Annotated in this window: 16 protein-coding genes and 1 riboswitch; all 16 genes read left to right on the top strand. The window is 31.3% G+C overall.

The features are described from left to right. The first annotated feature begins 213 nt into the window (after nucleotides 1-213). A complete protein-coding gene (locus RBU61_RS04045; protein ID WP_308878288.1) occupies nucleotides 214-561 on the top strand; it encodes a hypothetical protein in 348 nt (115 codons plus the stop codon). 102 nt (nucleotides 562-663) lie between these two features. Further along, nucleotides 664-1,629, top strand: a complete 966-nt coding sequence (locus RBU61_RS04050) for a metal ABC transporter substrate-binding protein (RefSeq protein WP_308878289.1) — start codon at nucleotides 664-666, stop codon at nucleotides 1,627-1,629. Nucleotide 1,630: 1 nt separating this feature from the next. After that, entirely contained in the window at nucleotides 1,631-2,341 is a 711-nt protein-coding gene (locus tag RBU61_RS04055) for a metal ABC transporter ATP-binding protein (protein WP_308878290.1), read from the top strand. Continuing rightward, nucleotides 2,334-3,200, top strand: coding sequence for a metal ABC transporter permease (locus RBU61_RS04060; RefSeq protein ID WP_308878291.1), 867 nt, complete (start codon nucleotides 2,334-2,336; stop codon nucleotides 3,198-3,200). Before RBU61_RS04055 ends, RBU61_RS04060 begins: the two co-directional genes overlap by 8 nt. Beyond that, nucleotides 3,200-3,727, top strand: coding sequence for a hypothetical protein (locus RBU61_RS04065; RefSeq protein ID WP_308878292.1), 528 nt, complete (start codon nucleotides 3,200-3,202; stop codon nucleotides 3,725-3,727). The genes RBU61_RS04060 and RBU61_RS04065 overlap by 1 nt, the downstream gene beginning before the upstream one ends. A 136-nt stretch (nucleotides 3,728-3,863) precedes the next feature. Continuing rightward, a riboswitch (cobalamin riboswitch) is annotated at nucleotides 3,864-4,043 on the top strand. Between the two features lie 165 nt (nucleotides 4,044-4,208). Further along, complete coding sequence (locus RBU61_RS04070) at nucleotides 4,209-4,925, top strand: energy-coupling factor ABC transporter permease (RefSeq protein ID WP_308878294.1); 717 nt, start codon at nucleotides 4,209-4,211, stop codon at nucleotides 4,923-4,925. Beyond that, complete coding sequence (locus tag RBU61_RS04075; protein WP_308878295.1) at nucleotides 4,909-5,202, top strand: energy-coupling factor ABC transporter substrate-binding protein; 294 nt, start codon at nucleotides 4,909-4,911, stop codon at nucleotides 5,200-5,202. Before RBU61_RS04070 ends, RBU61_RS04075 begins: the two co-directional genes overlap by 17 nt. After that, nucleotides 5,186-5,866, top strand: coding sequence for a cobalt ECF transporter T component CbiQ (gene cbiQ, locus RBU61_RS04080; protein ID WP_308878296.1), 681 nt, complete (start codon nucleotides 5,186-5,188; stop codon nucleotides 5,864-5,866). Before RBU61_RS04075 ends, cbiQ begins: the two co-directional genes overlap by 17 nt. Then, on the top strand, nucleotides 5,867-6,670 hold the full coding sequence (locus tag RBU61_RS04085) for an ATP-binding cassette domain-containing protein (RefSeq protein WP_308878297.1): 804 nt from the start codon (nucleotides 5,867-5,869) through the stop codon (nucleotides 6,668-6,670). Then, nucleotides 6,667-7,416, top strand: a complete 750-nt coding sequence (locus RBU61_RS04090; RefSeq protein ID WP_308878298.1) for a sirohydrochlorin cobaltochelatase — start codon at nucleotides 6,667-6,669, stop codon at nucleotides 7,414-7,416. The genes RBU61_RS04085 and RBU61_RS04090 overlap by 4 nt, the downstream gene beginning before the upstream one ends. After that, entirely contained in the window at nucleotides 7,416-8,069 is a 654-nt protein-coding gene (locus tag RBU61_RS04095) for a precorrin-2 C(20)-methyltransferase (protein ID WP_308878299.1), read from the top strand. The genes RBU61_RS04090 and RBU61_RS04095 overlap by 1 nt, the downstream gene beginning before the upstream one ends. A 10-nt stretch (nucleotides 8,070-8,079) precedes the next feature. Beyond that, entirely contained in the window at nucleotides 8,080-9,111 is a 1,032-nt protein-coding gene (locus tag RBU61_RS04100) for an ABC transporter substrate-binding protein (RefSeq protein ID WP_308878300.1), read from the top strand. Nucleotides 9,112-9,123: 12 nt separating this feature from the next. Next, nucleotides 9,124-10,125 carry an iron ABC transporter permease gene (locus RBU61_RS04105; RefSeq protein ID WP_308878301.1) on the top strand — a complete coding sequence of 334 codons (1,002 nt, stop codon included), beginning with the start codon at nucleotides 9,124-9,126 and terminating at the stop codon, nucleotides 10,123-10,125. Next, nucleotides 10,125-10,913 carry an ABC transporter ATP-binding protein gene (locus tag RBU61_RS04110; protein ID WP_308878302.1) on the top strand — a complete coding sequence of 263 codons (789 nt, stop codon included), beginning with the start codon at nucleotides 10,125-10,127 and terminating at the stop codon, nucleotides 10,911-10,913. Before RBU61_RS04105 ends, RBU61_RS04110 begins: the two co-directional genes overlap by 1 nt. Nucleotides 10,914-11,033: 120 nt before the next feature. After that, nucleotides 11,034-12,083, top strand: coding sequence for a histidinol-phosphate transaminase (locus RBU61_RS04115; RefSeq protein WP_308878303.1), 1,050 nt, complete (start codon nucleotides 11,034-11,036; stop codon nucleotides 12,081-12,083). Continuing rightward, entirely contained in the window at nucleotides 12,084-13,403 is a 1,320-nt protein-coding gene (locus tag RBU61_RS04120) for a cobyrinate a,c-diamide synthase (protein ID WP_308878304.1), read from the top strand. It begins immediately after the preceding gene. The last annotated feature ends 1 nt before the right edge of the window (nucleotide 13,404 follow it).

Below are 13,404 nucleotides of genomic sequence, written 5' to 3' on the forward strand. Positions count from 1 at the left end.
AGCGTTTCCAAATTGCTATTTTATTAAAGGAGAGTCTATAGGACAGACTACTATTTATAGGAATCTGGATAAATTGGTATTTGGATTATTATCATCTTATATGTATTGATTGCAGACAGGGAATCCAGTTGAATTGCAATCATATTAATGAGCTTACAATACATATGCGGGAAAATCACGGATTTAATCTTGATAGGGACAGAACGATTCTATATGGATATTGTGAAAAATGTAGGCCATAGGAAAGGAGAAAGCACAATGAATATAAAGCATTCTAATATAAGAAAGTTGATAGTTTTGCTTATTATTTGTATTGCTATGACATTCCTTCTTTCTGAATGGTTTATTATTACTCATACTGCTCACGACTGTATTGGTGAGCATTGTTATGTCTGTGCACAAATTCATACTTTAGAAAACCTTCTCAAACAACTTAGCGTAGTTGGCATTATTATAATGGCTGGGTTCTTTAAATCCTTAACTGCTTTTGTATTCGTTAGTCGGAACAAATCCCATGTAAATATCACACCAATAATTTTAAAAGTCAGAATGAATAATTAAAATATACCTCCACAAGGGAATAGTATGTCCGTTTTTAGTAAGGATTTAGTGTCCCTTGTATTTTTATGCCCAAAAACAAGAATAAATGGAGGTTATATTTTTATGAAACGATTTATTTCGATAACGCTGGTGTTTTTCATTTTTGTATCCACTTTAATTGGATGCAGTAAAAATGAAAATACCATTACTAGTGAGAAAATAAGTGTTGTTGCCACTATTTTTCCTCAATATGATTTTGTTAGAGAAATCGCAGGAGAGAATGTTGAATTGACCATGCTTCTCCCTCCAGGTTCTGAAAGTCACTCCTTTGAACCTACTCCTAGGGATATTGCGAAGATCCAAGATTGTGATATGTTCATCTATGTAGGAGGAGATTCTGATTCGTGGATTAAAGGAATTTTAGAATCCATAGATACAAGCAAAATGAAGATTATATCACTTATGGATACTGTAGATGTAGTAGAGGAAGAAATAGTAGAGGGAATGGAAAATGATCATGGACATGACCACGATCATGATGATGACCACCATGAGGAATCGGAATATGACGAACATGTGTGGACATCCCCTAGGAATGCTAAAATTATCGTTCAAGCTATTTCTGAAGTATTATGTGATATAGATAAGGATAATTCTTCTATATACAGACAGAATACTACTTCTTATGTGGCAAAACTGGATGAATTAAATATGGACTTTAAAAATGCTGTGGATGCAGGAGTTAGAAAAACTATAGTTTTTGGTGATAGATTCCCATTTAGATATTTTGCTGATGAATATGGACTTGAATATTTTGCCGCATTTCCTGGTTGTTCTACAGAAACTGAACCCAGTGCTGGCACTATAGCATTCTTGATTGATAAAGTAAAGACTGAGAATATTCCTGTAGTATTTAATATTGAACTTTCCAATGAAAAGATGGCAGATATAATTTGTGAAGCTACAGGTGCAAAAAAGCTATTGCTTCATGCTTGTCACAATATTGCTAAAAGTGATTTTGAAAAGGGCATAAGTTATTTGGATTTGATGACAGCTAATCTTGAGGCAATAAAGGAGGCTCTTAAATAATATGTCACTTCTTATTTGTAAGGATGCCTCCTTTGCTTACGAGGGGCATACTGTAATCAGTGGTTTAAATTTTTCAATTAATAGTGGAGATTATTTGTGTATTGTAGGAGAAAATGGATCAGGTAAAAGTACACTCATTAAAGGCTTACTTCGTTTAAAGGTTCCTCAAAAGGGAAGTATTCTAATGGATGAAGGACTTAAATCCAATGAAATTGGTTATTTACCTCAACAAACCATTGTTCAAAAGGATTTTCCCGCCAGTGTCTATGAAGTCGTTTTGTCTGGAAGATTAAGTAAGATGGGAATTCGTCCTTTCTATTCAAAATTAGATAAAACCATGGCTGAAGAAAATCTTGTTCTTCTTGGAATTGAAAATCTTCGCAATAAATGCTATAGAGAATTGTCTGGAGGTCAGCAGCAGCGTGTGCTGTTGGCCCGGGCACTTTGTGCTACACAGAAGTTACTGATTTTAGATGAACCAGTAGCGGGACTTGATCCAATAGTGACTCAGGATTTATACAAGCAGATTTTTAAAATAAATCGTGAGATGGGAATTGCAATTATTATGGTTTCTCATGATGTCCGCAGTGCTATCAAATATGCTGACCTTATTTTACATTTGAAGGGACAGCAGATATTTTTCGGAAAAACATCTGACTATGTTAAATCCAGTGTGGGATCTAGTTTTTTGGGAGGTGAGCAGAATGATTAACATATTAATTCAAATGTTTTCATATCCATTTCTTGTTAGAGCAGTAATTGTAGGATTGTTGGTTTCCCTTTGTGCAGCATTGCTTGGTGTGAGTTTGGTATTGAAACGCTATTCAATGATTGGTGATGGGTTATCCCATGTGGGCTTTGGAACTTTAGCTATTGCTACAGCCATGAATGTAGCACCTTTGACGATTTCTATACCCGTATGTGTTATGGCTGCCTTTCTGCTGCTTCGGATTAGCGAAAATAGTAAAATTAAGGGTGATGCTGCTATTGCCATAATTTCCACAAGTTCACTTGCAATTGGTGTTGTAGCTATATCCATGACTACTGGTATGAACACCGATGTATGTAATTATTTATTTGGAAGCATTTTAAGTATGAGCCATGCTGATGTTAAACTAAGTGTGACACTGTCTATCTTAGTTTTAGGAATGTTTATACTTCTTTATAATAAAGTTTTTGCAGTAACTTTTGACGAAAATTTTGCTAAAGCTACAGGTATAAAAACTAATATTTACAATATGTTAATTGCATTTTTAACAGCAATAACAATTGTATTAGGTATGCGAATGATGGGGGCTCTACTTATTTCCAGTTTAATTATATTTCCTGCTCTAACATCAATGCGATTGTGTAAGCAATTTAAAACTGTGACAATTTGTTCAGCCATTATATCTATAATCTGCTTCTCTTTGGGAGTAGTAGGTTCTTATGTTTATGGCACACCTACTGGAGCCAGTGTAGTTATAGTTAATATTGGAGCCTTTGTATTATTTTGGCTTGGAAACTTAGTTAGAATGAAGGTAAATGGAGTTAAGTCTATAAATGGAATAGAGAAAAGAGGGATTAAGTAATGAAAGGATACCTTATAATGATATTTGCTTGCCTTATATTATTGACTGGATGTAAGGAGCAAATCCAAGAGGACAATTCTTCTGATGATATTTCAACTATTATACAAGAGACAGATTCACAAAATGATGAAGTCCAGCATAGTACCATAGATATTCCCCCTTCTGATATGGATACAATCGAAATAAAGGAAAAAATCTTCATTTCCCAAACCAATGATATTTATATAAATTCTGAAGATTATCTAGGAAAAATTATTAAATATGAAGGTATATTTACTTCAATTTATTATGATGTAAATGATACAAACTATAATTTTGTCATTCGTTATGGACCAGGGTGTTGTGGATATGATGATAATGCAGGTTTTGAAGTGGTTTGGTCTGGTGAATATCCTGATGAAAATGATTGGGTAGAAGCTATAGGAGTATTAGAAGAATATGAGCAGGATGGAGAAGTGTATTTACGTCTGAATTTATCGTCCTTAACTGTTCTTGATACTCGAGGGGAAGAGTATGTGTATCAATAGATAATTTAAGTTTATTTAATAAGGAACAATTAATAAACTAGTATTCTCAGGCAATTAAATTGATAAAAAAGGTCATATTTTAGGATATAAAAATGTCTTGTATTAAACATTGTTTTATGATAGCATTAAAGAGAAAATTAAATATAATACATTAGGTTCTATAAATGATTAATAGGGAAATAAGTGAAAATCTTATACAGCCCCCGCTACTGTAAGTGATAATGAAATCAGTTTATGCCACTGGAGAAATCTGGGAAGGTACTGAGAGTAAAATGAATCACAAGTCAGGAGACCTGCCTAGTAGTATTGAAGTGACCTTCGGAGGGAAGGAAAATCTTACTATTGTACTATGTCTATAATTAATATTAGTATAATTTCCATCCCTAATCTATTTTGATTAGGGATTTTTATTTCCTTTATGGTCACCTAATTTAGTTATAAAGGAGGAGTACTCCTTTAAAAATAAATGAGAGGTGATTTTATGAAAAAGAGATTAATGATGTGGAGTGTACTGCTGCTTCTACTTGTAACTCCACGACTAAGCCATGCAATGCACATTATGGAAGGGTTTTTACCATTGAAATGGGCTATTGTATGGGCAGTACTATCTTTACCATTTTTAATTGTAGGGCTTAGAAAGTTAAGTAAAGGTTTAAAGCAAGAACAAAAAATGTTTCTAGGTTTAGTAGGGGGATTTGCTTTTGTTTTATCTGCACTTAAAATTCCATCTGTTACAGGGTCTTGTTCTCATCCAACAGGAGTAGGCTTAGGAGCAATAATGTTTGGACCAACTACTATGACAGTAATAGGAACCATTGTACTATTATTTCAATCCTTATTATTAGCTCATGGTGGGATTACAACACTGGGAGCAAATGTATTTTCCATGGCTGTAGTAGGGCCTTTAGTATCCTTTTGGATTTATAAGTCTTTAAAAAATAAAAACAAAGGTTTAGCAGTATTTTTAGCAGCTGCCTTAGGAGATTTAGCAACTTATATTATTACATCTATTCAACTTTCTATTGCATTTCCAGATGCGGCAGGAGGATTCTTTACATCTTTAACAAAATTTATATCAATATTTGCAGTTACTCAATTGCCATTGGCAATAGTTGAAGGAATTATAACTTTAATGGTGTTTAATCTTATTGCAGAATATAAAAAAGAAGGAGTGATTAAACTTGAAGAGTCTATATAAAAAAAATATTATCCTTTTACTTTTAGCAGTTTTAATAATAATCACTCCATTGATTATAAAAAAAGATTCAGAATTTGAGGGAGCAGATGGACAGGCAGAAGGGTTGATTCAAGAAATAAATCCAGAGTATGAACCATGGTTTGAGCCATTATGGGAACCGCCAAGTGGAGAGATAGAGAGTCTATTATTTTCTCTACAGGTAGCCATAGGTGCTGGAATTATAGGCTATACATTTGGAGTACTAAAGGAAAGACGAAAAATTGCTGCTAATAGATAAATATGCTTACACGAATAAATTAAGAAATTGTTCTCCACAGGCAAAGATACTCCTTGCCTGTGGGGCTATGATATTATCAAGGATAATCAACAATTATTATTTTGATTTATTGACTATTATACTTATGTCTGTATTAATAGTTGGAATAGCCAAAATTCCTTTTAAGTCCTACTTTAAAATGTTACTTATACCATTATCATTTTTATTAGTCAGTATATTAGCAATAATAATTTCTATTAATGATGTAAATTATATTTATTATTTCAAATTTATAAATATTTATATAGGTATCACTCTAAATTCATTCACTACTGGAACTAAATTATTTACAACAGTATTATCTTCTCTAACATCAGTATACTTTCTAATACTAACTACTCCTATAATAGACATTATTAGAGCCTTAAACAAACTAAAAGTTCCTAGCCTATTTATAGAACTGATGGTACTTATTTATAGAAGTATATTTATATTTATAGAAGAAGCAAATAATATTCATATGGCACAAACCATGAAATTTGGCTATGAAAATAAAAGAAACTCATTAAAATCAATATCATTACTTATTAGAAATCTTTTCATTAGAATATTTATAAAGCATAATGAAATGAATATATCCCTTGAATGTAAGTTATATGATGGGGAATTTAAACTAGGTGATTAAATGTTAAAGATAAATAATTTATATTATAAATATGAAGACGGCACAGAAGCATTAAACAATATAAATATAGATACATATAAGGGAAAGGTAATAGGAATTATTGGGGCTAATGGCTCTGGAAAATCCACTTTATTTTTAAATATTATGGGGATATTAAGACCAAGTAAAGGTGAGGTAATATATAATGATACACCTCTAAAATATGATAAAAAATATTTAAGGGAGTATAGAAAGCAGGTTAATATTGTATTTCAAAATCCTGACCAACAGCTATTTTATTCTAATGTATTTGATGATATAGCTTTTTCTTTAAGAAACCTTGATGTTGATGAAGATATAATCAAGGAAAAGGTATTTAAAGCACTGGAAAAAGTTGGTGGACTTGATTTAGTAAATAAACCTGTACACTTTTTAAGCTATGGACAAAAGAAAAGAATTGCCATTGCAGGAGTTTTAGTTATGGATTCTAAAGTATTATTATTAGATGAACCTACCTCTGGGCTTGATCCATATATGACTAAGCAGATGAAGGAAATAATAAATGAAATAAGTAAAGATAAAACAATTATAATCTCCAGTCACGATATGGATTTAATCTATGATATTTGTGATTATATTTATATACTCAGTAAGGGGAATATCATTGGACAAGGGCAGAAAGAACTGATTTTTACTGAAGATAAGTTAATTGAAGAAGCAAGGTTAGTTAAACCATGGCTTGTGAGAATTCATCAAAAATTTAATTTACCATTGTTTAAAAATGAAGAAGAATTTAATTTATATAAAGGAAAGGGGATTTTATGAAAAAAGGAATAATAGTGGCTAGTTTTGGAACTACTTATGAAGAGACTAGAAAATTATGTATTGAAAGTATAGAGAATCTAATAAGAGAAAAATATAAAGATTGTTTGGTGCTAAGAGCTTTTACTTCTAGGATAATTGTTCATAGATTAAAGCAAAGAGATAATCTTCATGTGTTAAATGAAATAGAAGCAATGGAAGAAATGAAGAATCAAGGTATAGAAGAAATATATATTCAACCTTTACACATAATTCCTGGGCATGAATATGATAAACTTACTAATTATAATATAAAGGTAGGATTGCCATTACTAGGGTTAGAAGAAGACCATAGAAGTATTGTACATGATACTGGAGTTAATGAATTAGGAAATAATGAAGCTTTAGTTTTCATGGGACATGGTTCTGACCATGAGGCAGATGAAGCTTATGAGATATTAGAAAATGCTTATCATAAGGAAGGTTTTAAAAATATATTTATTGGTACAGTAGAAGGAAGTAAAACTATAGAAGATATAGTAATGAAATTAAAAGAAAAAAATATAAAAAAGGTAAAATTAAAACCATTTATGCTAGTAGCAGGAGATCATGCCAAAAATGATATGGCTTCAGAAGAAGATGATTCATGGAAATCAATACTTGAAAAAGCAGGGTTTGAAGTTGAAGTATGTTTGAAAGGTTTAGGTGAATATAAAATTATCCAAGAAATATTTTTAGAACATCTTGAGCAAATAATAGGAGAGAAATAATGAAAAAATTATATGGAATTGGCACAGGTCCGGGAGATAAAGAATTACTGACCCTTAAAGCTGTTAAAACAATAGAAAAATCATCAGTTATATTTGCTCCAAAGAATAAGGGGAAAAATATGGCTATAGATACTGCAAAAGATTTTATTGGAGATAAAAAAGTAATATTTATAGACTTTCCCATGGGACAAGTTCAGAAAGAGGATTACAAAAAGGCAGCAGAAACCATATTCAAGGAGATACCAGAAGGTGAAATAGGTTCGTTTCTTACAATAGGAGACCCTATGATATACAGTACATTTATATATATTATGGAAGAATTAGAAGGAAAGGATATTGATGTAGAAATAATATCAGGAATTCCATCTTTTGTAGCAGCAGCTGGTGAAAGCAAAACTCCTATAACTGTAAAGGGAGAAAGTTTTCTGCTATGTGATGAGTTAGATGAGTCTCTATTGGAAAAGATAGACTCCATAGCCATATTGAAAACTTTAAAAGACAAAGAAAGCATATTAAAAAGTTTAGAGGAGAAAGACTTTAGTTATAAATACATTAAAAGGGCAACCTTGGAAGAACAAGAGGTCATAATGGACAAAGAAGAAATATTGAAGGATAAAGACTATATATCATTGATTATAGGCAGAAGAAATTAGGAGGGCAACAATGAAAAACAAAAAGATATTATCACTATTACTAGTACTTATATTAATGGCAACCACATTAACAGCTTGTAAAACAAAAGAAAATAATGAGCCAATAGTGCAAACAGAAGGTAATTCACAACCCCGAGAAATAAATGAAGATATAAAAGAGGAATATGGAATAACACTTACAGATGAAACTGTGTCCTTTGTAGATGGCAGAGGAGAAGAAGTTACTCTAAATAAAAATCCTGAGAAAGTAGTAGTTATATATAACTCCTATTTAGATATATGGATGAAAAACGGTGGTAAAGTAATAGGTAAGTTAGAAGATTCTGTTGGTCAAGAAGTAATACCAGGTACTGACGATGCTGAAATTGTAGGAGCTCTTGGCTCCATAAGTTTAGAGAAAATACTGGCATTAAATCCTGATTTAGTAGTTTTAATATCAACTCAAAAATCACAAATGGAATTAGTACCTTCATTTGAAGAGAATAATATACCATTTATAGCAATGGAATATTATGTTAAAGAAGATTATTTTAAACTAGCAAGATTATTTTCTGCTCTTAACGAAAGAGAAGATCTATATGAAGAGAATGTCCTAAATGTTAAAAATGAAATAGACAGTATAATTGATAAATCACCAAAAGATAAGGAAAATAAAGTACTTATAATGATGGCCAGTGCTAAATCTGTTACTGCTAGAGGTTCTGAATCTACGGTTGGTGAAATGTTAAAGGATTTGAAGACCATAAATATTGCAGATACCTCTAATGATATGCTAAGTGATAAAAACTTTAGTATTGAGAAGATACTAGAAGAAGATCCAGATTTCATATTTGTACAGACTACAGGAAATGATATGGACAAGGTAATGGAAAGAATAAAAGAAGATGTAGAATCTAATCCTGCATGGGCATCTCTTTCAGCAGTTAAGAATGATAGATATGTGATTCTGCCAAAGGATCTTTATATGTTTAAGCCAAATCATAGATATGCAGAAGCATATGAAGGGTTAGCTAAGATTTTATATCCAGAAGTATTTAAATAAAAAGGAGAGGCTATGATTAAATATACAAAAGAGGGGTCTAAGAAAAAGACAATAATTACTGTCTTTATTATCTTATTCATAGCCAGCTTTTTCTTCAGTGTTGGCAATGGAGCAGTACAAATAAGTCCCATAGGAATAATTAAGTCAATTCTATATGAGAAAGGTACAGTCAACTATCAAATAATATGGAATGTAAGATTGCCAAGAACCATAGTTGCAGCATTAGTGGGCATATGTTTGTCATTATCTGGTGCTATATTGCAAGGAATAATGAGAAATCCCTTGGCAGGACCTAATATCATAGGAGTATCCTCTGGGGGAGGATTTTTTGCTCTTGTTATTCTTATAATTTTTCCAAGGTATTATTATCTCGTCCCTATAGGTGCATTTGTTGGTGCCCTGTCAGCTACTTTGTTTATATATTCTTTGGCGTGGAAAGAAGGTGTACTTCCTACAAGATTGGTCTTAGCTGGAGTAGCCGTCTCGTCCTTATTTAGTGCAGGTACTAATACTCTTATGACATTTTTCCCCGATAGAGTTCATGGAGTTTTAGGATTTATGGTTGGAGGTCTTTCGGCTATAACTTGGAAAGATGTAAAGATGATTTTACCATATGCAGTCTTAGGTATGATATTGATATTATTTCTGCCAGATAAATTAAATATCCTTATGTTAGGAGACGAAGTTGCTACAGGGTTAGGATTGAGGGTTGAAAGAACTAGGTTTATCTTTATCATAATATCATCATTACTAGCAGGAGCGGCAGTATCAGTAGTAGGTTTATTAGGTTTTGTAGGACTTATTGTACCTCATATGACAAGGTTGTTTATTGGTTCAGATTATAGATACCTTTTTCCAGGAGCTATATTTTTTGGGGGGTCTATTGTTATGATCTGCGATACTTTGTCAAGAACATTATTTGCACCAATGGAGATTCCAGTAGGTATTATAATGTCGGCACTAGGAGCACCATTTTTTCTTTATTTATTAAGGAAAAAGGAGGCAATGAGATAATGAGTATGGAAACAAAAAGATTACAGGTTAAATATGGTGAAAAGCTAGTATTAAAGGATATCAACTTTAGAGTGAGCAATGGAGAAATAGTTACTATAATTGGACCAAATGGATCAGGTAAAACTACTCTCATTAAATCATTGTCAAGATATATAAAGGTTTATTCGGGAGAGATATATCTTGATGGAAAGGATATATCTCAAATACCTACAAAGAAAATAGCAAGGGAAGTAGCCGTATTGCCACAGGTGAAAAATGTATCAGCCGATGTTACCATAGAAAATCTTGTATCCTATGGCAGATACCCACATTTAAGCTTTGGAAAAAGAATAAAAAAAGCTGATAAGGATATTATTAATTGGGCAATTGAAAAGACTGGGCTTATGAGGATTAAAGATAGATATATAGCGACACTATCTGGAGGAGAAAGACAGAGGGCTTGGATAGCAATGGCACTAGCACAGAAACCTAATATGCTAATCCTTGATGAACCTACTACATATTTAGATATATCTTATCAATTGGAAGTATTAGAGCTAGTAAGGGAACTAAATGAATCTTTAGGTATTACAGTAATAATGGTTTTACATGATTTAAATCAAGCAGCTAGATATTCGGATAATATCTATGTATTAAAAGATGGAGAAATTTGTGAATATGGGGAACCTAGTAATATATTACAAGCTAAATTATTAAAAGATGTATTTAGAATAGATGCACATATATATGAAGACGAAATAAATCACTGTCCATATTTTATACCACATAAGCTAAAAGGCAGTGAATAGTGAATAAGTAATAGTTAATAGTTGAAAACATAGTGAATAATTAAGAGACTTAAAGGGCTTACTAAAAACTATTCACTTTTCACTATTAACTATTCACTATAATAAAAGGAAGGTGATAGAATGGAGCATGGAGGAGACTTATTATCCTACGAAAATTGTTATGATGGAGAATTAATAGATTATAGCAGTAATATAAATCCTTTAGGACCACCAAAGGGATTGGAAAAGATTTTAATAGATAGTTTTAATAGTCTTGAAGCATATCCAGATATTAAATATAGAAGATTAAAGAAATCTATATCTAATTACTTAAAATGTAATGATGAGAATATTGTAGTTGGTAATGGGGCAGTAGAGTTAATAGATAATTTTATAATATTATCCAATAGGGTATTTGTCTGTACACCTTCCTTTTCAGAATATGAAAAAAGAGCTATTGTTCATGGAAAGGAAGTAATTAGAGTACCTTATAAGGATGATTTTACAATAGATATTCTAGTCATAGGGAGCAAAATACAGAAAGGTGATTTAGTGATATTAGGTAATCCTAATAATCCTACTGGTCTTAGGATAGATAAAATAGAGTTAATAATGTTATATGATTTAATAAAAAAAACTAAGTCATATTTATTGTTAGATGAGGCATTTTTTGAGTTCTGCCCTATGGATTATGATAGTATTGAAGTTTTTAGAAATACAAATTATGAAAACTTAGGCATCATAAGAGCTGCCACAAAGTTCTTTGCATTACCTGGTATTAGATTAGGATATGGATGTACTTCTGTTGATTTAGCTGAGAAAATATCTAATATAGAATTACCATGGAGCATAAACTCATTGGCAGAATCAGCAGGGAACTATATTTTCCACAATGAAGAATATATAGAAAAAAGTAAAGAATATATAAAAAAAGAAAGAGACTATCTTTTTAAGGAATTATCCAATATAGAAGGAATAAGAGTATATCCTACTGAAACCAATTATATTTTAATTGAATTATTGAATTGGAAGGAAGAATATGTATTTAAGTTTTTCTTACAGAGGGGAATAGTTATTAGAAAATGTTCTAGCTTTATTGGATTAGATAATAATCATATTAGGGTTGCTGTAAAGAGCAGAGAGAACAATATAAAACTTATGGAAATTTTTAAGGAATTGGAGAATAAATAGATGAGAACCGTAATGATTACAGCTCCATCAAGTAATACAGGGAAAACAACTATAACCCTTGGACTAATTAGAGCCATAAAGAATAGAGGTTTTAATATATCAGCATTTAAGACAGGACCTGATTTTATAGATACAAAATATCTAGAACAGGCCTCAAATAAGAAAGCAGGAAACCTTGATATACATTTAATGGGGAAAGATGGCATAAGAAATTCTTTACAGATGAATTCAGGAGACTATGGTGTTGTAGAAGGGGTAATGGGATATTTTGATGGCATATATAATACCTATGAAAACTCAAGTTTTCATATATCTAAAGAGTTAGACATTCCTGCTATATTGGTATATAAACCAGAGGGAGAAATGTTTTCAGCAATTCCCAAAATCAAAGGTATGGTGGAATTTTCTGATTCAAGGATTAAGGGAATTATATTAAATAAAGTAGATAAAACCATATTTCTTTTGTTAAAAGAAAAAATAGAAGAATATATAGATATAGAAGTATTAGGATATTTACCTAAGGATACATCTTTAGAAATTGATAGTAGATATTTAGGATTAAAACAGGTTCATGAAAATGAACAGTGTGAATATTTAATATCCAAGGCAGCGGAAACTTTAGAAAACACAGTAAATATAGATAGAATACTTAATTTAGCTAATAATATAGAAATGGAACCACATAAGTATCCACAAAAAAGAGATATAACTGTTGCCATAGCCTATGATAAGGCATTTAATTTTTATTATAATGAGAACTTAAAATTACTTAAAAATATATGTAATGTAGAGTATTTTTCACCTATTAAAGATAAAAAAGTTCCAAAGGCTGATATTATATATATAGGTGGAGGGTACCCAGAACTATATAAAGAGGAGTTATCATCTAATATATTAATGAAAACTCATATAAAGGAAAATGCAGAAAAAGGTACACCTATTATAGCAGAAGCAGGAGGGTTAATGTATCTTTTAACATCTATAGAAGATACTCCCATGTGTAATATATTTAGTGGAAATGCTATTATGACAAATAGACTACAGAGATTTGGATATGTAAATATAGAATTAAAAGAGGATACAATAATAGGAAAAAAAGGCACTATAATTACAGGAAATGAATATCACCGTTCTCAAGTAAATACAGAAGAACAGCCAGTATTTCATATTACAAAGCCAATGAATAACAATAGAACTTGGGAATGTGGATATATTTACAAAAATGTATTAGCTTATTATCAGCATATTAATTTCCTTGGAAATATAAATGCTTTTAATTATTTGTTGGATATGGCGGAAAACATAAGAAAAGAGGGATAAA

It is taken from the genome of Tissierella sp. MB52-C2 (assembly GCF_030931715.1).
In the GTDB taxonomy this organism is placed as follows: domain Bacteria; phylum Bacillota; class Clostridia; order Tissierellales; family Tissierellaceae; genus Tissierella.